The organism is Flavivirga eckloniae (assembly GCF_002886045.1).
In the GTDB taxonomy this organism is placed as follows: Bacteria; Bacteroidota; Bacteroidia; order Flavobacteriales; family Flavobacteriaceae; genus Flavivirga; species Flavivirga eckloniae.
On the sequence record NZ_CP025791.1, the window covers coordinates 4,348,640 to 4,372,423 of the forward strand.

Here is a 23,784-nt window from a genome sequence, read left to right on the forward strand (position 1 = left end):
TGTTCAATTCTAACTTAAATATCACTTTAAATGATAAAAATAGTCAAAATACATTACTATTTGGTTAGAATACGTACTTTTTTGGAAACGGATTATGCATAATTTTGAATTTATCATTTAAAAGACAAAAAGGGTATGAGTCTAAAATGCAAAGCAGCCATCTCTCATGGGGACGGTACATTTTCCATTGATACAATCGAAGTTCAAAATCCTAAAAGCGACGAGGTTTTAGTTGCTGTAAAAGCAGCAGGACTGTGCCACACAGACCATGATTCATTAAACTGGGGTAAACCCATTATAATGGGACATGAAGGAGCAGGGGTGGTTAAAGCTGTTGGTTCAGATGTAAAAAGCGTCAAAATAGGAGACGCTGTTATTTTAAATTGGGCTACGCCCTGCGGTACTTGTTTTCAATGTAAGCATGAGAACGAGCATATTTGCGAAAATAATTCGCCGGTAGTAGCAGGAGCCAATGGATATACAGAAGGTCATGCACATATTGAAGGCGCTACTTTAAACGGAACGCCAATAGAGCGTTCTTTTAATATAGGAACACTCTCAGAATATACACTGGTAAAAGAATCGGCGGTTGTTAAAAATCCAATTCAGGATATGTCGTTTAGTGCAGCTAGTATTGTTAGTTGTGGCGTTATGACGGGTTTTGGGTCTGCAGTAAATACAGCTCAAGTAGATGCAAATTCTTCAGCAGTTGTTTTAGGAACTGGAGGCGTTGGCTTAAATGTAATTCAAGGTATTAAAGTCTCTAAGGCATCAAAAATTATAGCAGTCGATATCAATCAGAATCGATTAGATATGGCTGTAGAGTTTGGAGCAACACATACCATTTTAGCAGATAAAAATGACAAAGGTTTGCTAATAGCAGCCGAAAAAGTAAAGGAAATGACCGATGGACGAGGCGCCGATTATGCTTTCGAATGTACAGCAATTCCAGAACTTGGAGCTGCGCCATTAGCTATGGTTAGAAATGCAGGTACAGCAGTTCAGGTTAGTGGGATAGAGCAAGAAGTGTTAATAGATATGCAATTGTTTGAGTGGGACAAAAAATACATCAATCCTTTGTATGGAAAGTGTAACCCGCAAAAGGATTTTCCAAAAATAATCGAGCATTATAAAAACGGAGATATCAAATTAGATGAAATGATTACCAGAACTTATGCCTTAGATAATTTGCAACAGGCTTTTGATGATATGTTGTCTGGAAAAAATGCTAAAGGCGTTATCGTATTTGAATAAGAAGTAAAAGTTTATGTCAAAGTTTAGAACCACAGAAATATCAGACCCAAGATTTGAAGCAAATAATTTGCGACACATTACTGTAAAAAGTAAGCATCTGAAAAATCGAGGCGATATTACTGTTTTTGTGCCACCAGGAGACGATTTAACCGATTTACCCATTGTAGTTTTATTACATGGCGTTTACGGAAGTCACTGGATTTGGTCACAAAAAACAGGGATTCATTTAAAAATGAAAACGTGGATAGAAAATGGAGACCTAAGACCTATGATTATAGCAATGCCATCAGATGGCTTGATGGGAGATGGTAGTGGTTATCTCCCTTTAAAAAATTCCGATTTCGAAAATTGGATTGTCGATGATGTACCCAATGCAGTTGTAGAATTGATTCCGCAGGCAAGCGAAAATTCTAATTTATTTATTGCAGGTTTATCCATGGGAGGTTTTGGAGCATTGCGTTTGGGAATTAAACACCATAACAAGTTTTCGGGAGTTTCGGGATTGTCATCTATCACTGTTGTTGAGGAAATGGCATTATTTGTTGAGGAGCATCTTGATGTTTACGAGCAAACAGAGACAGAAAACGAATCGGTATATGCTACTATATTAAAACACAAGGATCATTTACCGCCTTTTAGGTTCGATTGTGGTAAAGAAGACGAGCTTATTGAGGGAAATAGAAAATTGCATCAACAATTAAATGATTTAAATATCGCTCATACTTACAAGGAAAACCCAGGGAAGCATGAGTGGATTTATTGGGAAACACATATTAAAGAAACCATCGAATTTTTTGATGATATTCTAAAAAGTTAAGACATAAACAATATAACGTATTAAGTATAAACAGATGAAAAAAAGCGCACTCCCAGATCCGTTTGAAGAAGCCAGAGTTAATAAAGGTTATGGTGAAATGGATGATCAAAACGATCCTGTTACCATGATTTTAGGGTTAAAAGATGTACGCAAATGTGCTCACAATTGGAAAACATTTCAATCTGGAGCAGAGCCAGGACGTATTGTAATACCTTCAGAAGTCAACATTCGAGATACGCGCCAAATACCATTTGAAGTAGATCCGCCAGAACATAAAGATTTTCGCGCTTTGGTAGATCCTTGGTTTAAACGCCCTTTAGAAGCAGATTATAGTGCAACCTTAACCCAGCAAATTAATGACATTGTTGATGAGATGCTTACTAAAGATTCGATTGAAGTTGTAGAGGGGTTCTCGTTACGTTTACAATCACGTGCGCTAACCTTGTTATTAAACATTCCGTATGAAGAATCTGAAACTTGGATCTCATGGGGAACCCATGTTTTTAGAAGTGAAGGCGAAGCATTAGATGGTGATAAAGCTAATATTCTTTACGATTATATTGATGAAAAAATAACTAAAGCGATTGAAAACCCAGGAGACGATTTGTACTCCATGCTTTTAGCGGCAACTGTGAATGGTAAAAAACTAACCCGAGAAGAAGTTAAGGGTGTTATGATTTTAACCTTTGCAGGAGGACGCGATACGGTTATTAATGCCATTACGAATTCTATAGCTTACTTGGCAGAACACCCAGAATCACTTAACAGGTTGCTTAACGAGCCGGAAATTACCGGTAGAGCCGTAGAAGAATTGATTCGTTATTTTTCTCCATTAACTCAAATGGGGCGTGTAGTGACCGAAGATACTCAGGTTTGTGAACACGCTATAAAAGAAGATTCCCGTATTTCGTTATGCTGGGCATCGGCTAATAGAGATGCTAAAGTATTTGAAAATCCAAATGATGTTGTTTTAGATAGAAAAATCAATCCCCATGTGGCCTTTGGTTTTAGTCATCATAACTGTTTGGGGGCAACACATGCGCGTCAAATCATGAATATATTACTAAAAACATTGGCTAAAAAAGTAAAGTCGATAGACATTATTGATTATAAAGAAAATATTGAAGAATTAGGAGAATTTAATCGTAAGGTGGGATACAATAGCCTAACGGTTAAATTTAATGGAAGGTAATTAATGGCCTTACATACTTTCGATTTCGTTTAGCATAAACTAAAGTCGAAAGGTTTTTTGAAATCTAAAATTAAATAGGTTTCAACATCTTTTTATAAACTCTCAAATAAATTAAAAAAATGGCAAAAATAACATTTATAACAACAGATAATAAAAACATAACTGTAGAAGGAACTTCGGGTTCTGTAATGCAATTGGCAGTAGATAACAGTGTGCCAGGTATCGATGGAGATTGTGGTGGTGTATGTTCTTGCGCAACATGCCACGTGCATGTAGCACCAGAGCATGTTGAAAAAACAGGTACAGCTAGCGAAATTGAAGAGGATATGTTAGACTTAAACGATTATTCAAATGAATATAGTCGTCTTTGTTGTCAACTAGAAATTAGCGACAAGCTTGATGGTTTAGTACTTCAAGTAGCAGAATCAGATTAAGTTTCAAAACCATTTTTAATGTCAGGTAATTTTACAAAAGAGCAGATATGTGTGGTAATTGGAGCGAGTCATGCCGGAGTAAATTTCGCATTTTCATTACGAAAAGAAGGTTGGCAAGGAGAAATCATTCTTTTTGATAAAGATCCTATGCTTCCATACCACAGGCCACCACTTTCTAAGGCATATTTAACTAGCGAAGATGGTATAGAAAAGAACTTGTTAAAATCGGCCGAAAGTTATAAAAATGAAAGTATTAACCTGAATCTAGGTGTTTGGGTGAGTACAATAAACCGAGAAGATAAAACGGTTGTTTTAAGCGATGGTGGTGTTCAAAAGTATGATAAACTGGTTATCGCTACTGGGGCACGCCCAATGATACCGCCTATTCCGGGAATAGATACGGCAGACCACTTATACCCATTACGAACAGCCGAAGATGTTGAGAATATCCGTAACGCATTTAATGCAAGTTTAAATAAGCGTGTTGTTGTTATTGGAGGAGGCTATATTGGTTTGGAAACCGCTGCATCAATCAAAAAACTGGGAGGCACCGTAACAGTTTTAGAACGGGAGAAACGTGTTTTGGAAAGGGTTACTACGCCTAAAATGTCTGGCTTTTTTGAGCAATTGCACGCTATAAATGGAGTTGATGTGCTAACTAATAAAAATGTAGTTAGCATAAATACAGATAAAGGCTCAAATACCATAATATGTGAAGATGGGGATACCTTTGAAGCAGATATTATTGTGGTAGGAGTGGGTGTTAAGGTTAATATGGAATTAGCCAAAGAAGCAGGGCTAAACATCGAAAATGGTATTTTGGTTGATGAAACTGCCTGTACGAACGATAAAGATATATATGCCATAGGGGATTGTACTTTCCATCACAATCCGCATTATAAACGATACATACGATTAGAATCTGTTCAAAATGCAGTAGATCAGGCTAAAGTAGCAGCAGCGGCTATTTGCGAAAAGAATCCAGTTTATGATAGTATACCCTGGTTTTGGTCCGATCAATACGATGTTAAACTGCAAATGGTAGGTTTATCTGAAGGTTATAATGATGTATTGATTAGAGAAGAAGAAGGTGAAAATACTAAATTCTCTATCTGGTATTTTAAAGACGATATCCTATTGGCGGTAGATGGTATTAATAATGCCAAAGCCTATGTATTGGGAACCAAGTTTATTAAAGATGGTAAAAAAATAGACAAATCGAAATTAACAGATGCCTCGGTACCTTTTAAGCCAGCTAATCTGTTAATGGAATAATAATATAAATTGAGTTCAGTATAAGAACATTTTGGGTTTAGTCAGTTGTTTATGACTTCGTGTCATTTCAACAAAGTGAAGAACGAGCGACGAGCCTGTCTGCTAACGGGCAGCCTCGTCGTAAGCTTCGCTTTATATCTTTAATAAAATATATTTTGTTTTCGATAGCGTTTGGGATGATATACAGAATTTAAGTAGAGATCTCAACTAAATTATAATCATAGCGTATAAAATTAAGAGATGTTATACGCACTTGCATTTTGCAGAAATTCATTAAAAATAAAATTATGAGAACTATTGGTTTTTTAGCTTCCTTATTACTATTCGTTTCATGCAGTAAACCGGTTGATTCCGTTAGGGTAGTTGAAGATTTTAATTACGATTGGAAATTCAATTTGGTAGATAATAATGCTGCATCTAAACCAGATTTTGACGATTCTGCATGGAAAAAGATTAATGTACCCCATGATTGGAGTATAGAAGCGGGGTATCGAAAAGAAAATACTGCGGCAAGCTCAGGGTTTGTTCCTGGGGGCATAGGCTGGTACCGAAAAGCTTTTACGCTTTTAGAAGCCGATAAGGAAAAAGTAATTCGTGTGCTTTTTGGTGGCGTTTATAATAATTCTAGTGTTTGGATAAATGGTCATTTTTTAGGAAAAAGACCTTATGGATATAGTACATTTTCTTATAATTTAACAAAGTACCTAAAATTTGATGGATCGGTAAATGTAATAGCGGTAAAGGTAGATAGAACAGCTTACGTAGACTCCCGTTGGTACACTGGTTCTGGAATTTACAGAAAAGTACAATTGGTAAAAACCAATCCATTACATATAAAACAATGGGGAGTACAAATTACGACTCCAAAAGTTTCTCAAGAAGCAGCCGATGTTAAAATAACCACAAAGATTAACAACCAGAGTGCGCAACCTGTAGAGAATACGTCTTTAAAATATAGTGTTTTAGATGCAAGTGGGGCACTTGTAGCAGAAAAGCAGGTTGATATGAATGTAGAAGGTTCTAATGAAGCTATAATAACCATAAGCAAACCAAAATTATGGGGCGTTGAAACTCCGAATCTTTATACACTTAAAACACAGTTGTTTGTTGGCGATAGACAGGTTGATAATGTATCTGAAATTTTTGGAATTCGCTCATTTAATTTTGATGCTAATAAAGGGTTCTCTTTAAATGAGAAGAATTTTAAACTAAAAGGTGTGAATTTGCACCACGATGCAGGAGCTGTTGGTACGGCTGTGCCTAAAGCGATTTGGGAATATAGGGTAGATCAGTTAAAATCTATAGGAGTTAATGCCATACGTATGGCGCATAATCCACACGCTAAAGAGTTATTAGAGATTTGCGATGAAAAAGGCATACTTGTTATGGATGAGGCATTCGACGAGTGGATTAACCCTAAAGGAAAAAGTTTAAAGTATTTAGGAGATAATGCAGCACCAGAGGCAGCTGCAAAAGCATATCCCGAGCATTTTAAAGTATGGGCTGAACGAGATTTAAAAGATCTGGTTTTACGCGATTTTAATCATCCTTCTGTAATTTTATGGAGTATAGGTAATGAAATAGAGTGGACATTCCCATACTATTCTGGAACTTTTAACGATGTTAATACCGATGGTGCAGCTGGCTATGATGAGGTGCCTAATTACGATCCCGTAGCTATAAAAGAAGCTTTTAAGAAAAACTTGAAAGGTCCGGATTCATTGGCAATTATAGCTAAGCAGTTGGTAAAATGGATTAAAGAAGTAGATACAAGTAGACCAACTATTGCGGGTAGTGTATTACCTTCAATTAGTATGACGAGTGGTTATGGAGAGGCTGTAGATATTTTAGGATTCAATTACAGACAAGCAGACTACGATGCTGCCCATAAGCAATATCCCGATTTAAAAATTGTAGGCTCCGAAAACTGGGGCGCTTATAGCGAGTGGAAATCATGTATAGATAGGGAGTTTGTTGCTGGTATTTTTACATGGACAGGTTTCGCGTATCTAGGAGAAGCAGGACCATGGCCAAGAAAAGGCTTAGAGATTTCATTTTTCGATTATGCAGGGTTTAAAACACCAAGAGGCCACTTTTTTGAATGTTTATGGAAAGAAGATCCGAAAGTATATATGGTTACAACACCATCTAACGAGTCTGAGTTTTCATTTACAGAAAAAGATGGTTGGAAATTTGAAATGCAATTAACACCGCCTCCGGTATGGAATATGTTGCGTTTATGGGAATGGTACAAGGTGCATCCAAAATGGCAGTATAATGAAGAAGAGTCAATCATTGTTCAAACGTATACTAACTGTGAAGAAGCTGAGTTGTTTTTAAACGGAACATCATTAGGAAAACAAAAACGTTCAGATTTTGATGAAGATAACATTATCAAGTGGCTAGTGCCTTATGCTGAAGGTGAGCTGAAAGTTGTTGGGTTTAATAATGGAGAAAAAGCTGATGAATACACTTTAAGGTCTCAAGGAAAACTTTCAAAAATAGCGATATCATCTAATAAACAAACCATGAAAGCAGACGGTTATGATGTTGCTGTGGTTACTATTGAATTATTGGATGAGAAAGGCGAATTAATAACAGATGTTGAAGAAGATATTACTTTTACAGTTGAAGGTGACGCCAAAAACATTGGAGTAGATAACGGTTGGGAGAGAAATGTGTCTTCGCATAAAGGCAATACAGTAAAAACACGTCTTGGTAAAGCCGTGGTCTTTGTTCAATCGACTAAGAAAAAAGGTGAAGTAAAAATAAAAGCATCATCTAGTAGCGTAGCATCTGAAGATCTAATTTTAATGATGAACTAAAATATTTTATAAGTTTAACAATCAGTACTTCGCAGTGAAGTTAAATAATTTAAGTTAAACTCACGATAAAATAGAAACACCTTTTATATCGGAAATGTGGGAGGCACGTCTGCTAATAAAAGGTGTTTTTTGTAGCCATTTGTAAGATCTAGTTCCAAACAACTACTTATGCAAGAGTGGTAATTATATGTTCTGCATTAATTTATAGGTTTTCCATTTTCATCTAAAGAACCAGATTTGATAATTACAAGTCTGTCTGTATCGATATATTTTTTAATACTAGCGTTTACCTGTTCTAAGGTTACTGCCTCAATATCTTTAGGGTATTGATCTATATAACTTGGTTCTTGTCCTCTTTCTACAATACTTAAAATGCTATTGGCCATACCTTCAGTGGTTGCCATTCCCACCTTAAAACTTCCAATAAGGTTTGATTTTTTGGCTACCAGTTCTTCCGCAGTAATGCCTTTATCTACCCATTTTTGAAGTTGCACCATCGTGGCATCCAACCCTTTTTGAAAGAGTTCGGGCGCAAAAGATGCACTAATGGACCAATGTCCTCCGGAATAAGTATGTCCCGAATGTTTAGAGCCAATACTATAGGTTAACCCGTCTTCGTCTCTAACCGTTCTCATTAGTCTACCGGAAAAACCACTTCCCAGAGTACTATTTGCTATGTAAAAAGAGAGATAATCGGCATCCATTCTTTTTAAGCCGGTGTACAGACCAATTAATAGTTGGGCACTTGGTTTTTCGGGTATGCTTACGACCTTGTTAAGTGGTTTAGTTTGTTCGGGCTCTGTATATTTAGCTTTGTTAGTAGTGCCGCCAGACCAATTTTTAAAGGCTTTTTTCAATGAAGTATATAATGCCTTTGTATCCACATCACCAACAGCGACTAGATGCATTCCAGCAGATCCGAAATAGGTTTTATGAAATGCTTTTAAATCATTAATGGTGGCTTTTTCTATATTTTCTATGGTGGTATTTATGTTGGCCTCATAGTTAGGATGTCCTTTAGGGTAAATAGCCTGCGTCATGGTTAAACTTGCCATGGTTGAGGGATCTGAAAGCCCTTGTCGGATACTCCCTATTAATTGTTGTTTTAGAAGATCTAATTCTTTGGTGTCAAACAGTGGGAAACGCAATGCTTCCGCTAATAAGTTAATAACAGGTGTAAGATCTTTTTTCAAACATTTAAACCCGATAGAAATATTATGAGTCCCTGCATTAATTGAAATATCTACGCCTAATTTTTCTAAAGCTTGCGAAAACTCAAACTTGTCTTTTTTAGTAGTTCCTTTACTTAATAAAGACGTAACCAGGCTTGGTACCATTTCATTTCCCTTAGAATTTAAATAATTTGCAATGGGAAAACTAGCAGATACTGTAACAAAATCTTTAGCCCCGGTTTTCACAGAGATCACATCTATTCCAGACACTTTTTTTCTTACAAATCGTTCTCCTTTTACCGTTTTTATGCTTTCATAGGCAGTAGCTTCTTTTTCAAATGTTACTGTGTTTTCAGTATTTGATGAGGTATTATGTTGGATGGTATGAGATGGATCTCTAAAAAAATATTTTCCATTTTCTACTTCATAAAAATTGCTTGGAGCTTCCGTTTCTGGTTTTGTACTACCAGATGTTTTAGGAATAAAATAACCTGTGGTACTTTGGTCTTCTAACAAGTATTTATTTGCCACACGCTTTACATCTGCTGCGGTAACTTTTTTAAGTTTTTCACTATCGTTAATAAAGTCTTTCCAATCTCCACCCGCAATGGCTTCTGTTAAAGCAGCAGCTATGCTACCGGAACCATCTCTGGATAAAATATTTTGCGCATTAAGTTTTGCAACAATCCTATCTACATCTTTCTGTAAAACACCTTCTTTCTTAATCTTTTCCAGTGCATCAATGACTTGTTTATTAATGGTTTCGTGTTTGTTAGATGGATCGAAGCCTAAGCCTATAGAAAATAAACCTACTTCTCTAAATTCGGAAGCATAGGCATAACCGTAATAAGCCAAACCTTTATCTACAAATTCTTTGCTTAATAAAGAAGAAGTACCTGAACCTATAAGGTCTCCTAAGACCTTTAATGCGCTTATATCTTCATGTGATTTACCAGGAATTTTGTAAGCGATATTAAGCACCCCCATTTCTCCGGGTTTCTTTATAACTACACGTCTTGGACCATATTGAGTAGGTTCTTCCGTGTATGGTTGTGGCATGGCGTTGGGAGCTTTGGTGATTTTACCAAAGTATTTATCAACTAGCTTAAACAAGTTGTCTTTTTGAAAATCGCCTATAATGGTAAGTGTGGCATTATCTGGCCAGTAATAGGTGTTGTAAAAATCTCGGAGCACTTCTATAGGCATTTTTTCAATATCTGAACGCCAGCCAATCGTAGAATGATGATAAGTGTGCGCCATATAAGCTGTAGCCCAGATCTCTTTACTTAAAAGGCTATTTGGATTATTTTCTCCACGTTCAAACTCATTACGTACTACAGTCATCTCTGCGTCTTTATCTTCTTTAAGAAGTAATGAATTTCGCATTCTGTCTGCCTCAATTTCTAATGCAATCTCTATTTTATCGCTAGGTATGGTTTCATAGTAGTTGGTACGGTCATTCCATGTTGTAGCATTCATTCGAGCGCCTATAGTATTAAGCTTACCATCTATAGAAGTCCCTTTTCGCTTATTGAATTTTTCGGTACCCTTAAACATTAAATGTTCTAGTAGATGTGTACTGCCTGTATTACCAGAAACTTCGTGTCTTGAGCCCACATTATACACAATTTGAACGGTAACCACTGGGGCGGAATTATCTTGCATTAACAAGATGTTCATGTTGTTTGGGGTATATTGATATGCTTCTATGCCTCCTAATTCATCTGTTTTGATGAATTTTGATGTACTATCTTGGGCATTAATGCATTGTATTGAAAATAGTATTACAAGAATGTAAATGATTTTTGTCATTGGTTTTGTTGTTTATATAGATTAAAGACGTCAGAAAATCAAGAATCCCCTATTAAGAAAATGTTAAAATAAGTTGGTGGTAAAAAGGGACAGATAATAAATCCGGGTTTTCAATAAAAAACCGCTCTTATAATTTCTTTAGAGCGGTTCTTAAACGAACTATTTCAAGTAAGATAAAAGGTTATTTTTTTAATCTTATAGCATCTCTTCCGGTCTCTATAAGGTTTTTAGCATCAAGAGAACCGGTATGATTTTTAAGAACATTACCTTCCGAATCTAAAAACAGAAGCGTTGGATAGGCATTAACGTTATAGTACTGGGCTAACTCAATACCTTCTCCTTTTTCCATATCCATTTTAATACTTATAAAGTTCTCATTAAAAAAAGCGCTCACTTCTGGTTGAGGGAAAACGTTTTTTGCTAATTGCTTACACGGACCGCACCAAACTGTGTAACAATCCATAAAAATAGGTTTGTTTTCTTGTTTTGCTAAAGCCATGATTTCTTCAAAGCTTCCGTCTTTAAAGTCAATATTTTGATCCTGCGAATAACTTATAAAACATATAGAAGCAAACACAATTGTAATTAAAAATCTTTTCATTTTTTGATGTTTATTATTTTATTAAATCTATCATTTTTGTTTTTGGAGGCATGCATTTAAAAGGATCACAGGCTTGATAATACAATCCACATTTTAATGAGGTACTTGCATTAAATGTTTGATCTACCTTATAGTACCGTATAAAGAATAATTGGTCGCCTATATAAACACTAGAACTTTTATTATAAGCTTCTTCATTTGGCTTTTCCCAATCTGTTAGTGGTACTAAGCCTTTTTCTGGAAACTTTGTTTTTATTTTTGTAGCAATAAATGCTGATTTTTTAGTTACTGAAGCGTATATATGCCAATCGGTCAACAATTCAACTTTCATGACAACAGCTAGTTGTTTTTTATTTTCAGACCAAACAATGGCACCGTTTAATTGTAATGGATCAAACCTAGTAGGGCTTGGTGTTTCTAAGTCTTGTTTGGCTACAGAAACCATAAGTTCTAATGATTCGTCTATAGTTTGAGCACCTACATTAGTTAATGCTAGAGTGATAAAAAAAGCATTAAATAAGTTTTTATAAAAGTGATGTCTCATGATTATTTGGTGGTATCTACAAGCCATTTATAACCGCCTGCTTCGGTAAAGAATAACTTGTTTCGATTTTCTTTAAACCAATTCTCCCATTCTTTTGGAGTTGTAAAGTTTTCTTCGGTATATCTTTTAAGAATGCGTTTGGCTCTTTCTAATTTCTTTCCGCCTTTTCCCAGATGGGCGATACTTTTTTCCAAAATTGCTATGTCACGATTAGAGATACCCATGGCTTTTACATCTTCGTCTAAAACAAGTCTGTGTTCTTCACTATTAGTATAGTATTGAATATTGGTGTTTAAGAATTTAAGAAACCCTTCTATGTTTGTTCCAAACTGCTCAAAATGTTTTTCACCCATTTGTTCAGGTAACCAAGACGCTAGGGTAGGAGTTGCTGGAAATTTATCTAAAAATGATTGCTGAAATTTATTAAGTTTTTCACCTTTTTTAAGTTTGGCTTCTAACTCTTTTTTTCTGGCAAAATCTCTAGACTTGTATGTAATCCATTGTTTTTTATATGTTTCAAAATTTTCAGTATTAATATCTTTATTCATATAGTATAAATAGGTGTCTCGAATGGTAATGCCTTCATGCATTTTTTTTGCAATAAGCCCAGTACCATTAAATTGTTTCATATATACAATGGCATTTGTAAAAACGTTTTGCGCCTCACTAGTCATATGGTCTGGTGATGCACTAAATCCCCATGAAAAAAAATTTCCGTGTCTACCAATGGCAATGGCTTCTATATTCTTACTACTTGCTCCTCCTGAAATATATTCTGCGTCGGGAGAATCAAGAAAACCATCGTTACGCGATATCATCCCCATAGGATATCCTGTAGTATAAGGATCTTGACTATTATCAATACCTAAACCTTGCACACGCCACATAGGTATTTGTTGCGGAATATTTTTAGAATTGGGGTATTCATAAAAATTTTCTGGGGTATCTTTTACTGTCATAGTTAACTCTACTTTTATAGGCGTATTAAAAATGGGATGTTCTGTTTGTACATCTAAAGCGTCTGCATCAAGGCAATAACAATTCCAGTCTAGTTTAGACCCTAAAGATCTTCCTATGTCTGGTCCAACTCTTCCCACGAATATGGTAGCACTCTTATAATCGTTAGATAAATAAGCAGCAGGTTTATATTTAGTTACAATTTTTCCGTTTTCTTTCTTTTCTTCAACTAAATCCCTAATTGTAGAAGGAACCTGGTCAAAAATAGTAACATCATAATTTGCCGACATATTTTCTTTATAGTCTCTAGCATCTATATTCTTTACGTTAGAAAAACGGTTTTCAAGAAAAATTTTAAAGGCATACCATCTAGTTACATATTCTATTTTAAATCGCTCTCCTTCGGTGAAAGTATAATTAGATTCTTTTGGCATAGGCTTTTCTGGGTTGTAGCCTACATATAATACGTTCATTTTAATTTTATCTTTATTTTCACTATCCTGTGCATTTCCTGAAAGGGAGAAAAGCGTAAGCCCTAAGACTAATAAGCTTAATACTAATTTTTTAACTGATTTCATTTTTTAATTGTTTGAATTTTGAATGTTTTATACTGGGGTTTAATTTATTTGTATTGCTTAGATCGTAAAAGCGTATAAGATGTTTTGAAGCATATTAAAAAGGAGGCTTAGTTATTCACCTCCTTTTTATTACTTTATTTTTCAATAAAGCTGACTAACTCAAAAAAATGAGCAATGGCTCAATATTTATCTCCAAACTTATTGCCATACATTTCTATAAGACGTTTGTCCATATATGAGCCTCTCATGTTATCTGTTATAATCTTTCCATTAGGATCTATTAAGAAACAGGCGGGAATACCAAATATTTTATATACTTCTGAAATAGCGCCATCAAAACCTTTGCCATCTGAAACCTGTAACCAAGGCATTTGTTCTTCCTCTATAGCTTGAAGCCATGCTTCATGATCTTCATCCATGGATACACTTATAATTTCGAAGCCTTCTTTATTATAAAGTTCGTAAACGTCCTTTAAATGTGGTATGTCTAATCTACAAGGGCCGCACCATGATGCCCAAAACTCTACTAGCACGTATTTACCTTTAGCTACGTAATCTGAGAGTTTTAAGGGATTTCCGTCTTTGTCATTAAATGATAGATCCACGTATTGAGCTCCTGGAGCTACATGAGCAGCGCTGATGGCATTTTCTCTTAAAGCTATGGTGCCTGGAAAATCGTTTATATTGTCAGGAATACTAGCAATTAGTTCGTTAAATTGGTCTTTTGAAAACCCTACCTCTTGATTAATAATAGTAATATAGGCTACGTATTGTCCAACAATATTATTTATGTTGTTTTTTATAAAGTCTAGTAAGAAATCTTGTTTTAAAGTATTGCTCTTCTCAAACCTTGTAGCTAACTCTATGCCTTCTGAAATAGAGAGTTTTCGTTTTTCTTTAAAGTTTTTAGTGCTTTCTTCCCATAATAAATTTTCACTTTGCATGATTACCTGAAGTTTTTTCAGGTAGTCCTTATAATTTTTATGACTATCTGATCCCGTTATTTTTACCACATCGAAATCATAATTATAGTTGAAAATATTATCTAGAGTAGGTATCTTATCGATGTCTGTGAAAATTTCAATAGTTGAGTTTTCTAAAAAAATAGGAATTATTTTTTTTTCTAGCCTATCCTTTTCAGGTTCAAGAATGGTAATAGTATGCAGACGTGGCGTATCCATACCTCCAGTAAATTGAAATTTACCGCCTTTTATTGTTGCTGTGTCTATGACTTTTTCTTGTTTACCTAAAAAGAACTCAGGGTCTTTTAATTTTAGTTCTACCAACGTTCCTTCTTTTACACCTTCTATTTTGCCATTAATAACAAACGTGTTGGGGTTGGGTTGTTTACATGCGGTAAATGCTATAAATACCAATAGTAGGGCACAAATTTTTTTCATGTTTTATTTTAAATTTTGTTAAAGTTTCTTTGCTAAATTTTTGATTGTATGAGATAATTTTGGTGGCGCATTTTATTCTTAAAGCATATATGTTTTGAAAAAGAATGAAACTGGGAGACTGAAAGACTTAATCTTTGTCCGTTCGAGCACAGTCAAGAACTATAACTGCTCATTAAATAAGGAGGGCGACTGCGCCCAACCAGACATTCAATTTTTATTTGCCTTTTCAGACATTCTCTTTTTTAATCAGATTTTTTAGTAACTGGGATTTTGTTTTACGACACCACCTCCATTTTGAATAGATTCTGGAGAAATTGGTAATATAAACTTATCTGGATTAGTAGCTGTAGCTTTTATGTCAGAGACCTGGAAACCAGACCCGAAACCATCAGCAAAGTCATAGCGTACTAAGTCAAACCATTCTTCACTAACTTCGGTAGTTAATTCTATACTTTTTTCTATACGAACAGCTTCTAAAAATTGATCTAAAGACATGGTATCCGGATAGGTTTCAAAACCATCTCCTCCAGTAGTTGTGGCACCAGCTCTTGTTCTAATGGTGTTCAATGAAGCAAGAGCATCTGCTGTAACGCTACTGTTGGCACGTGCATCTGCTTCTGCATGAATTAAATAAATTTCTGCCATTCTTAAATGGTAGATAACATCAATAATATCATCTGTATTTCTTCTAACATATTTCAACCCTGATCCTTCTTCAGAGAATGTATTAAACATTCTATTATCGGGAGCATCATAAGTAATTTCTTGACTACCTATTATTACAGAACCAGTATTAGCAAGCGTAACAAAATCAGGATTGCCTATTACAGCGGCTCCCCAAGTACCTCCTAGGCCTACTACTATATTATTCTCTCCTCTTGTTACAAAAAGTAATTCAGAATTATTTAAAATATCTTCTGTTGTATTATCAAATAATTCTGCATGTGTTGGCGCTAAAGCAAATTCGGGAGCAGAGTTGTCAATAATATCTTTTGCCAACATAGCAGCTTCATTATAATTGCCCATGTATAATAATACCTTAGCCTTTAATCCTTTTGCTGCTGTTCTGCTTATAAAAAACTTCTCTTTTCCTTCTGGAGCATTAGCAATGGCGTTATCTAAATCTTCTAAGATAGCAGTATACGACTCTGCTACCGTATGTCTTGGAAATGCTTCATTAGATATTACTGGTGCTGTTCTTATATTTATACCAAATTCTGAATTCATATCATAAAATTGCCCCCAAAGACGTAAAAGGTAAAAATGGGCCAATGCTCGCATGGCTCTTGCTTCTGCAAGAATCTCTGCTTTTCTTGTGTCTGTGGAAAAAGGAACTTGTATGTCTGCTACTTTTTGTATTAAAAAATTAACGTTATTAATAACGTCATACATGTTTGCGTAACCACCTTCATTCATTCTAATATTACCTGAGGTCGTAATGGGTAGATTTGCAACATAACTATTAAGTTCTGGTCTATTATCACCTTCTTCAAGTTGCCCTACATGGCTAAATAAAGAAGGTATAGCATACATTTCTGTGCCGTCAAAGGTTCTAAATCTCGCATAAATAGCAGCTAGTGCTAAATCTGCAGATCCTTCGTTAGTTATAGCTTCATCTGCATCTAACAAAAAAACAGGATCTATATCATCTAATTTGCCACAAGATGTACTCATTAAGGTGATAACACCTAAAAGAGCAACGTATATATATATTACATTTTTCATATTTTTCTATTTAAGGATGTTAAAAGTTTAATTTTAGTCCAAGGGTTACCGTTCTGGTCTGCGGATAAGATGTTCCTTCATCGTCAGTAAGTTCAGTACTACTATTTCCTCTACGAACTGGTATCACCGCTTCTGGATCTTGACCTGTATAGTCTGTAATAGTTAATAGGTTGTTTCCAGATAAAGTTAATCGTGCGCCACTTAATGCCGTATTTTTAAACAATTTACTTGGAAAATTATAGCCAATAGAAGCAGAACGTAATCTTATATAGGATGCGTCTTCAACCATAGCACTACTAAACTCAAACAAAGAAAAGGAGTTTAATCTGGCGTATTTAGCATTGGGGTTTTCTGGTGTCCAGGTTTCTAAAGCTCTTGCGTATTGATTTTGATCTGTACTGAAGAAACCCAAATTTCCAACTTCTCTATTCAGTTTTTCTACGCCTTCAACAAATTGGAAGGTGAAAGATAGATCAAGGTTTTTATAGCTGAATTTGTTTGACCAACCACCATAGTAGTCTGGTGTAATGTTTCCTAAAACGACTTCATCATCTTCATTAATAATTTCTCCATCTCCATTAACATCCCTAAAAATATAATCTCCAGGTGCTTCTGTTCCAAAATAATAAAACCCAGCTAAGTCATTCAAAGCATCTATTTCTTCCTGTGTTTGGGCTATTTTAACCACATCAAACCCTCTAATAGCCCCAATAGGTTCTCCTTCAACAATTCCTAAAAGATCACTGCCTCCTCCATTTAAAGATTCTACTTTGTTTTTTATACTGGAGATATTAAAAGAGGTATCCCATCTAAAGTTTTCAGACTGAATTACCGTAGCAATTAAGTTTAATTCCCATCCTTTGTTGGAAACATCTGCAATGTTAGTATCGAAATTTCTGAAACCCGTTTCTAAAACGGCTGGAGCATTTGTGATGAGTCCCGAAGTATTTTTTTCAAAATAAACAACTTCTGCATTTATGCGGTTATTAAACAAACTAAACTCTAACCCTAGATCTAATTGCTCTGTTTCTTCCCATCGAATATTTGGGTTTGGGAGCCCAAATATTTCTATACCATTAATGCCATTATAAACAGTATTATCAAACCTACCCCCAGTTGCATAAGAAGGGCGGTAGGTAAATGCAGGTAGATTATCTAATCCAGTAAGTCCCCAACTGGCTCTAAGTTTAAGGCTACTTATTAAATTATTGTCTTTTAAAAAAGATTCGTTGTGCATATTCCATGCCGCTGCTGCTGATGGAAAAAAACCAGTTCTATTACCTGGGCCAAATTTAATTGAAGTATCAGATCGACCTGTTAGGGTAACAAGATATCTGTCTTTATAGTTATAGTTAACTCTTCCTATAAGTGAATTAAGAGCCAATATGCTAGCGTCACTATCGGCTTCTGTTAAGTTTGTGGCATTACCGATTCCTACTAAAAGGTTATCGTCTGGAAAACCAACGTATTTATTTGCTTGTAAATCAAAACGTGATCTATCCCAGGTTATACCTGCTAAAACATCAATAGTATGCCCACCTTTAAAAGTGTTTTTATAGTTTAACGTATTTGCCAATGTTGTGGATACACTTTGCCCAGCATTAGTATTTAAAACAGCTCCGGAGTTTCCGCTAAAAAAAATCTCAGAAAATGCAGTTTCTGTTGTAGATGGCGAAAAGGTTTCTCCTCTACTATCGCTTACATTTATACTTATTTGCGACTTGAATTTTAAATTATTAAAAATGCTGTACTCACCGTAAAAGGATGCATTTAAGTTTTGGGAGGTGCCTCGGTCCCTAACGGTTGCTTCATCACCAAGTGGGTTTAATAAAATATTTCCATCAAAATCAGGTAATCCCGTAAATGTGCCATCATCATTAAAAACAGGGAGATCTGGTCTTGTTAAAGCGGCTTCTCTAAGGCTTGTAATTCCCGATTCTTTACGTAAAGAATAATTATAGCTTAAGTTAGCTCCTAATTTTAGATTTTTCATAACGTCGGAGTCGAGTCTGATATTCATACCATATCTGTTAAACCTGGTTCCAATTAAAACCCCTTCTTGCTCAGAAAAATTGGTAGATGCATAATAACTTGTTTTAGAAGTACCGCCAGATATGCTTAGGTTTAATTGGTTCCATAACGCATTATCGTTGGTAACCAAATCTTGCCAATTGGTATTAGCATCTAAAAGATTTGCAGGATCGTTACCGTTATCTTCAAAGAATTGTCTGTATTGACTTGTATTTAGTACATCAAAATTTTGAGTTGTATTTAGTACGGTTGCATTGTAACTTATATTGAACCTAGGGGCTTGATTTCTTTTACCTTGTTTTGTTGTAATAATAACAACACCGTTTGCCGCTCTAGAACCATAAATAGCTGCTGCAGATGCATCTTTTAATACATCGATACGTTCTACATCATTGGGGTTTATAGAAAGTAAAGGGTTTTCTTGTTCTTGAAAAAAACCTAAGCCTCCAGAATCATAGCTAGGCGTTATTATTATAGGAACGCCATCTATAATATATAGAGGTTGGTTACTACCTGTTAAAGAGGTAAGTCCTCTAATATTTACAATGGCTGCAGAGCCTGGTGCTCCGCCTCCAGAATTTACGAATACTCCAGATAGTTGGCCCACTAGTGCTTGGTCTATGGTTTGCGTTTGTATTCTGGTTAAATCTTCAGACTCTACGGTACCAACAGAACCTGTAAGGTTCTTTTTAGTAGTGGCACCATAACCAATTATCACAACTTCTTCAAGATTACTGGTCTCTTCTTCAAGCGTTATATTAATAGTAGTTTGATCGCCTACTGTGATTTCGGTAGTTTTATAACCTAGAGAAGAAATTATTAAAACGTTTTCTGGCGCAGGTACTACTAGGCTAAAGGAGCCGTCGAAGTCTGTAGCTACACCTATACTAGTTCCTTTTACTAATACTGTAACACCAGCTATTGAGGTTCCTGATTCGTCTGTAACTATACCAGAAACTATTTTTTGCTGATTTTCACCTTTTTGTTTTATAAGGATGGTATTATCAATAGATAAGATATATTTAAAATTATTATTGGATAATCCTTTTTTTAAGAGTTTATCAATACTAATAACACCTTTTTTTAATTGTACATCGGGAAGGTTTCTAAATATACCTTTTTCATAGATAAATGTATATTCTGTTTGCTGTTTTATGAGTTTAAAGATTTCATCAACAGGTACAGTTTTGTCTACATCTATTCTTATTTTTCCTTGAGAGAATGTGCTTGCGGGAGAGAGTGCAAGAACGGTAGAACATAATAAAAAAATGAAGGTTTTCATAATTACCTTTAAAAGTGCTTTTCGGAAATGAAAAACAGCATTGGTTAATTTAATTTCCATAAATTTGTTAATTATTAGTTGGTTAATATTTAATTGATTAATAATTACTTACAAAGGGAGATGAAGCCTTACATTTTTTCCGAGATATAAACTTCGCTCCCTTATTTAGTTATTTTGAGTCATTTGTTTTCTTATAGATTTTATTGTTTTAGTTATACTTGATTTTATAATTAGTTGTTGTTTATTTTATTATGACAGTTTTATTATTTATTTCATAACTGTTTATTGAACTTGAGCTCTTAATAGCATTTAGGATATTTTCAATACTTTGACCTTTTTTTAGTTTTCCAAAAAACAATATGTTTTCGAGAGCTTTATTTTCGAAAACAACGTCTATATCGTACCAACGCGATAAAACCTTCATGATGTCTTTTAAAGGTTTGTCCTCGAAACCGAAATACCCAAACTTCCATGATACTTCATTATTTACATCTACATTATAAATACTAATATCATTATTGATAATATCCAGGTTAGATTGCTCACCAGGAGCAAGCATCTCGTTTTTGTTAGAAAGATTAATAGCTACTTTACCTTCAACTAAGGTTGTATAAACGTGGGTTTCATCTTTATAAGCTTTAAGATTAAACTCAGTACCTAAAACCTCAATCTCTTGAGTTTGGTTAAGAACTTTAAATTTGGAGCCACGGTGTGCCGTGCTAGGCGAAACCTCAAAATAAGCTTCCCCGTAAATAAGTTCTACTTGTCGTGTGGCACCGTCAATAAATGTTTCTGGGTATTTTATTTGGGACTCGGAGTTTAACCATACTTTGGTATTATCAGAAAGTTTAACAAAGAACTGGCCTCCTCGAGGTACGGTTAAAGTGTTATAGGCAATCTCTTTTTTAGCTACCTGTTTGGTAGGTAGATAGGTAATTTCTTTACCATCACTAATTATCTTTTCAGTTTTATATTCTTGCCCTGTTTTTAATTCTATATTACTACCATTGGCCAAAGTAAGCACCGCTTTGTCTGTACCGGTTTGTATAGTGTTATTGGTAACTATAACAGGTATGTTCTTTTCATTTAATTTATCCTTCTTTAAGAAGAAATAACCTCCAGAAATAAAGATTAAAATAGCAGCTGCGTATTTTAATACAGACCTTAACTTAACCCCTTTGCTATTGGCCTTAGCTTTAAATTGGTTTAGTTCTTTCTCATAATTAAATGTTGTTTTGGAATTTATGAGATGTTTTAAATGAACAAATTCTTTAAAAAGAGCTTTGTTCTCATCTTTTTCAAGTAATTCTTTGAGGTGTTCGGTTTCCTCATGGGTTAAATTACCTTCAAGATATTTTATTATTAATGGTTCTAAATTTTTCATTTGTATGACATGGGCTTTACATTAATATGTAGTAAAAAAAGCAAAAAACCCTATGTTTTGTTTTTTTTTATCATTTTTGTAAATGGATGGGGGACAAAAAATCAAATAATATTCACAAATCTTTAAGAGATGGGGGGACTCCTTTTTTCGAGGAATTATACTCAGATCATTTTGAAAAGTTATGCGTGTATCTGTTGAATTTTACATCAGATAAACATGTTATAAATGATGTTGTTCAAGATTCATTTTTATACCTATGGACCCATAGGAAAAAGATTCTTATCACCGATTCTATAAAGAGTTACCTCTATAGAATGGCTTATAATAAATTAATGGATTTTTTTAGAAAAAACACTAAAAGGAAAGATGTTCTTTTGTCTTACCATAAAACGATTCTTGATGAGGTTATACAAAATGAAAATGATGTAAAAGAAGAACGTCTAAAGAAGTTAGATAAATGTATTGAGTTACTTCCAAAAAAATGTAAAGACGTTTTTTATAATAAAAAGATCAAGGGCTTAAAGAGTAAAGAAGTAGCAATTAATCTTAATATATCTATAAAAACTGTTGAGGCCCATATTACTAAAGCTTATATTTTAATTAGAAGGTGTTTAAAACAGGAAAAAGAATCGATTCTATAAACTATTTTCTTTTTAATTCATAACTAAGTTCAAGACAGTATTCAAATAATTTAAACCAAAAAGAGACTGTCTAAAAGCGTCATTCTAAATGAACAATTTAAACAGCCTCTTTTGAGAGAGAGTGATATAGTTAGGGTTTTTGTTGCGTTAACTTAAAAGAATCGATAGCATGAAAATCCGATCGTGCTGCAATCTCTACAGTATATTCTTTTGCTTCATTAAAAGTGACATAAACCTGATGGGCATCACTATCTGAAGTGCTACTTATCATAGACCATTTGTCGACATCGTTCATATAAATTTTAAAAAAGCCGTTTCCATTTTCGCCAGCTGGATTTGGTGATTTACCTGATCCTTTAGGGTAAATGTCAATAGTACTGCCTGCTTTTCTTCCGAAGAAATCATCAGCATCAGGAAATTTAAGCCAAGTGTCATTATGTTCTGCCCATGGATCTACAGCTGCTTTTTTTGCTATGTAAGACCGCCACTGAAACAAGTAAGTACCCGTTTTTTCAATGTTAATCTTGTAGGTTAGCTTGCCAACTTCTCCTACAGTACCTTTCCATGTTTGCCCTGGACCTTCCCAAACGATGTATCCTTCACCTGTGTAGCCATCAATAGTTGTCCGTTTTTTCCAATCCCCGACTAAGGTTACATCAGAAGCATCTACTTCTACAACCGCAGCAATAAACTCTTCACACTCGCAAGTGTCTTCATTTAAAATAAAATTACCATCACATGTTTTGGTGCAAGCCTCCTTTTCACATTCGCAATCATCTGCATTAAGTATAAAACCATCTTCACAAGTTTTGGTGCAAGTTTCCAATTTAGGGTCTGGATCCGAATCGTTACTGGAACACGATAGAGCTATTAAAAATCCTGATAAAATACTAAGTGTTGCTAAAAATGTTCTTAATTTTTTCATTTTGAGTTTGAGGTTTTAGTTCAAAAATAAAATTAAGAAAGTGAGCGTGTTAAGTAAATAACATTTGTTTTAAATAGGAATGCATATGGTTTTTAGCTTGTTAGGCCCCTATCAATTTATTTATCTCAAGTTGTGCCTTTTTTAGTGTATTTAATAAGGTGTCAATATTGGTACTATCCTCTAAACTGGAAGAAAAAATGGAAATAGCCAGAACAGCAATTATGTTAGCGTTTTTCGATCCTATTGGAACAGCTAGATCTGTAACACCACTGGTTAGTTTACTTTTAGAGCATCGGTAGCCGTCTTGTTCTATGTCATCAATAATGGCGAGAAGCTTGTCTTTTTGTTTTTTGTTCCATGTTTTATAATGCTTATCCCTCGATAAAATATCGAGTCTTTTTTCTTCAGATAGCATCGCCAATAAAACCCTTCCCGAAGTCGTCATTGATAAAGAAAAGTGGGTTCCCTCCTCAATGGATAAGGATACAGGACTAGGACTCCTCATTTGATAAATTACCAATAACTGATCGTTATTTATAATGCTTAAGTGGCAGGACTGCCTTGTGGCTTCAGATAAGTTTTGCATGGGGTATCTGGCAACACGTTTCAGCTCATCAAACGGCGTGTGCGTGTGCGAGAGGTTGTACATTTTTAACGACAATCTATATTTACCAGCATTAGCACCACGTATTAAATACCCGCGTTCTTCCAGGCATATAAGCATTCTGTATATTTCACTAGGAGTCCTATCTATACCCTGCGCAATTTCTGCCTGGGTTAAAGGAACAGCCTCTTGAGATAAATACTCTATGATGTCAAGACCTTTATCTAATGCCGGAGCGTTGTATTTTGTTGATGTCGTTTTGGTCATGTTTTAATATTAGAATACAATATTAATAAAAACTATTTGGTTCTTGCGTTTTTCATATATAAAA

General features: G+C 34.8%; 17 protein-coding genes. 7 read left to right on the top strand and 10 right to left on the bottom strand.

The genetic code is table 11. The features are described from left to right. Positions 1 to 135 precede the first annotated feature (135 nt). The 6 genes from C1H87_RS18030 to C1H87_RS18055 all read left to right on the top strand — a co-directional run bounded on the left by C1H87_RS18030 (position 136) and on the right by C1H87_RS18055 (position 7,797). Positions 136 to 1,254, top strand: a complete 1,119-nt coding sequence (locus tag C1H87_RS18030) for a Zn-dependent alcohol dehydrogenase (RefSeq protein WP_102757152.1) — start codon at positions 136 to 138, stop codon at positions 1,252 to 1,254. A 13-nt stretch (positions 1,255 to 1,267) separates the two neighbouring features. Further along, positions 1,268 to 2,071 carry an alpha/beta hydrolase gene (locus tag C1H87_RS18035; protein WP_102757153.1) on the top strand — a complete coding sequence of 268 codons (804 nt, stop codon included), beginning with the start codon at positions 1,268 to 1,270 and terminating at the stop codon, positions 2,069 to 2,071. A 34-nt stretch (positions 2,072 to 2,105) separates the two neighbouring features. After that, positions 2,106 to 3,263, top strand: coding sequence for a cytochrome P450 (locus C1H87_RS18040; RefSeq protein WP_102757154.1), 1,158 nt, complete (start codon positions 2,106 to 2,108; stop codon positions 3,261 to 3,263). Between the two features lie 119 nt (positions 3,264 to 3,382). Beyond that, on the top strand, positions 3,383 to 3,697 hold the full coding sequence (locus tag C1H87_RS18045; protein WP_102757155.1) for a 2Fe-2S iron-sulfur cluster-binding protein: 315 nt from the start codon (positions 3,383 to 3,385) through the stop codon (positions 3,695 to 3,697). Between the two features lie 18 nt (positions 3,698 to 3,715). Continuing rightward, positions 3,716 to 4,972 (top strand): NAD(P)/FAD-dependent oxidoreductase, encoded by a 1,257-nt coding sequence (locus tag C1H87_RS18050; protein WP_102757156.1) that lies wholly within the window; start codon positions 3,716 to 3,718, stop codon positions 4,970 to 4,972. Between the two features lie 287 nt (positions 4,973 to 5,259). Next, positions 5,260 to 7,797: a sugar-binding domain-containing protein gene (locus C1H87_RS18055; RefSeq protein ID WP_102757157.1), complete on the top strand. Its 2,538-nt coding sequence runs from the start codon at positions 5,260 to 5,262 to the stop codon at positions 7,795 to 7,797. A gap of 197 nt (positions 7,798 to 7,994) precedes the next feature. On the opposite strand, the gene C1H87_RS18060 is transcribed toward C1H87_RS18055, so the two are convergent. The 8 genes from C1H87_RS18060 to C1H87_RS18095 form a co-directional block, all read right to left on the bottom strand. Then, the gene (locus C1H87_RS18060) at positions 7,995 to 10,781 is read right to left on the bottom strand and encodes a M16 family metallopeptidase (protein ID WP_102757158.1); all 2,787 of its coding nucleotides are present in this window, start codon (positions 10,779 to 10,781) and stop codon (positions 7,995 to 7,997) included. Positions 10,782 to 10,962: 181 nt separating this feature from the next. Continuing rightward, positions 10,963 to 11,382, bottom strand: coding sequence for a thioredoxin family protein (locus tag C1H87_RS18065; protein ID WP_102757159.1), 420 nt, complete (start codon positions 11,380 to 11,382; stop codon positions 10,963 to 10,965). Positions 11,383 to 11,395: 13 nt separating this feature from the next. Further along, a complete protein-coding gene (locus tag C1H87_RS18070) occupies positions 11,396 to 11,926 on the bottom strand; it encodes a protein-disulfide reductase DsbD family protein (RefSeq protein ID WP_102757160.1) in 531 nt (176 codons plus the stop codon). Positions 11,927 to 11,928: 2 nt separating this feature from the next. Next, the gene (locus C1H87_RS18075; RefSeq protein ID WP_102757161.1) at positions 11,929 to 13,461 is read right to left on the bottom strand and encodes a hypothetical protein; all 1,533 of its coding nucleotides are present in this window, start codon (positions 13,459 to 13,461) and stop codon (positions 11,929 to 11,931) included. A gap of 179 nt (positions 13,462 to 13,640) precedes the next feature. Next, on the bottom strand, positions 13,641 to 14,861 hold the full coding sequence (locus C1H87_RS18080) for a TlpA disulfide reductase family protein (protein WP_102757162.1): 1,221 nt from the start codon (positions 14,859 to 14,861) through the stop codon (positions 13,641 to 13,643). Between the two features lie 255 nt (positions 14,862 to 15,116). Next, on the bottom strand, positions 15,117 to 16,586 hold the full coding sequence (locus C1H87_RS18085) for a RagB/SusD family nutrient uptake outer membrane protein (protein WP_102757163.1): 1,470 nt from the start codon (positions 16,584 to 16,586) through the stop codon (positions 15,117 to 15,119). Positions 16,587 to 16,605: 19 nt separating this feature from the next. Continuing rightward, positions 16,606 to 19,899 (bottom strand): SusC/RagA family TonB-linked outer membrane protein, encoded by a 3,294-nt coding sequence (locus C1H87_RS18090; protein ID WP_158655268.1) that lies wholly within the window; start codon positions 19,897 to 19,899, stop codon positions 16,606 to 16,608. 241 nt (positions 19,900 to 20,140) lie between these two features. Beyond that, the gene (locus C1H87_RS18095) at positions 20,141 to 21,283 is read right to left on the bottom strand and encodes a FecR family protein (protein WP_102757165.1); all 1,143 of its coding nucleotides are present in this window, start codon (positions 21,281 to 21,283) and stop codon (positions 20,141 to 20,143) included. Between the two features lie 86 nt (positions 21,284 to 21,369). Here C1H87_RS18095 and C1H87_RS18100 point away from each other — a divergent pair, with 86 nt between their 5' ends. Next, on the top strand, positions 21,370 to 21,924 hold the full coding sequence (locus tag C1H87_RS18100; RefSeq protein ID WP_102757166.1) for an RNA polymerase sigma factor: 555 nt from the start codon (positions 21,370 to 21,372) through the stop codon (positions 21,922 to 21,924). A gap of 130 nt (positions 21,925 to 22,054) precedes the next feature. Here C1H87_RS18100 and C1H87_RS18105 read toward each other — a convergent pair whose 3' ends face one another. Continuing rightward, positions 22,055 to 22,849 carry a hypothetical protein gene (locus C1H87_RS18105; protein ID WP_102757167.1) on the bottom strand — a complete coding sequence of 265 codons (795 nt, stop codon included), beginning with the start codon at positions 22,847 to 22,849 and terminating at the stop codon, positions 22,055 to 22,057. A gap of 100 nt (positions 22,850 to 22,949) precedes the next feature. Continuing rightward, on the bottom strand, positions 22,950 to 23,720 hold the full coding sequence (locus C1H87_RS18110) for an IclR family transcriptional regulator (RefSeq protein WP_102757168.1): 771 nt from the start codon (positions 23,718 to 23,720) through the stop codon (positions 22,950 to 22,952). Between the last annotated feature and the right edge of the window lie 64 nt (positions 23,721 to 23,784).

Excerpts from the sequence above, each read along its gene's own strand:
- C1H87_RS18045 (WP_102757155.1), top strand. The coding sequence starts at position 3,383 with ATGGCAAAAATAACATTTATAACAACAGATAATAAAAACATAACTGTA.
- C1H87_RS18065 (WP_102757159.1), bottom strand. The coding sequence starts at position 11,382 with ATGAAAAGATTTTTAATTACAATTGTGTTTGCTTCTATATGTTTTATA.
- C1H87_RS18030 (WP_102757152.1), top strand. The coding sequence starts at position 136 with ATGAGTCTAAAATGCAAAGCAGCCATCTCTCATGGGGACGGTACATTT.
- C1H87_RS18105 (WP_102757167.1), bottom strand. The coding sequence starts at position 22,849 with ATGAAAAAATTAAGAACATTTTTAGCAACACTTAGTATTTTATCAGGA.
- C1H87_RS18070 (WP_102757160.1), bottom strand. The coding sequence starts at position 11,926 with ATGAGACATCACTTTTATAAAAACTTATTTAATGCTTTTTTTATCACT.
- C1H87_RS18085 (WP_102757163.1), bottom strand. The coding sequence starts at position 16,586 with ATGAAAAATGTAATATATATATACGTTGCTCTTTTAGGTGTTATCACC.
- C1H87_RS18055 (WP_102757157.1), top strand. The coding sequence starts at position 5,260 with ATGAGAACTATTGGTTTTTTAGCTTCCTTATTACTATTCGTTTCATGC.
- C1H87_RS18060 (WP_102757158.1), bottom strand. The coding sequence starts at position 10,781 with ATGACAAAAATCATTTACATTCTTGTAATACTATTTTCAATACAATGC.
- C1H87_RS18075 (WP_102757161.1), bottom strand. The coding sequence starts at position 13,461 with ATGAAATCAGTTAAAAAATTAGTATTAAGCTTATTAGTCTTAGGGCTT.
- C1H87_RS18040 (WP_102757154.1), top strand. The coding sequence starts at position 2,106 with ATGAAAAAAAGCGCACTCCCAGATCCGTTTGAAGAAGCCAGAGTTAAT.
- C1H87_RS18080 (WP_102757162.1), bottom strand. The coding sequence starts at position 14,861 with ATGAAAAAAATTTGTGCCCTACTATTGGTATTTATAGCATTTACCGCA.
- C1H87_RS18035 (WP_102757153.1), top strand. The coding sequence starts at position 1,268 with ATGTCAAAGTTTAGAACCACAGAAATATCAGACCCAAGATTTGAAGCA.
- C1H87_RS18090 (WP_158655268.1), bottom strand. The coding sequence starts at position 19,899 with ATGAAAACCTTCATTTTTTTATTATGTTCTACCGTTCTTGCACTCTCT.
- C1H87_RS18095 (WP_102757165.1), bottom strand. The coding sequence starts at position 21,283 with ATGAAAAATTTAGAACCATTAATAATAAAATATCTTGAAGGTAATTTA.
- C1H87_RS18110 (WP_102757168.1), bottom strand. The coding sequence starts at position 23,720 with ATGACCAAAACGACATCAACAAAATACAACGCTCCGGCATTAGATAAA.
- C1H87_RS18050 (WP_102757156.1), top strand. The coding sequence starts at position 3,716 with ATGTCAGGTAATTTTACAAAAGAGCAGATATGTGTGGTAATTGGAGCG.
- C1H87_RS18100 (WP_102757166.1), top strand. The coding sequence starts at position 21,370 with ATGGGGGACAAAAAATCAAATAATATTCACAAATCTTTAAGAGATGGG.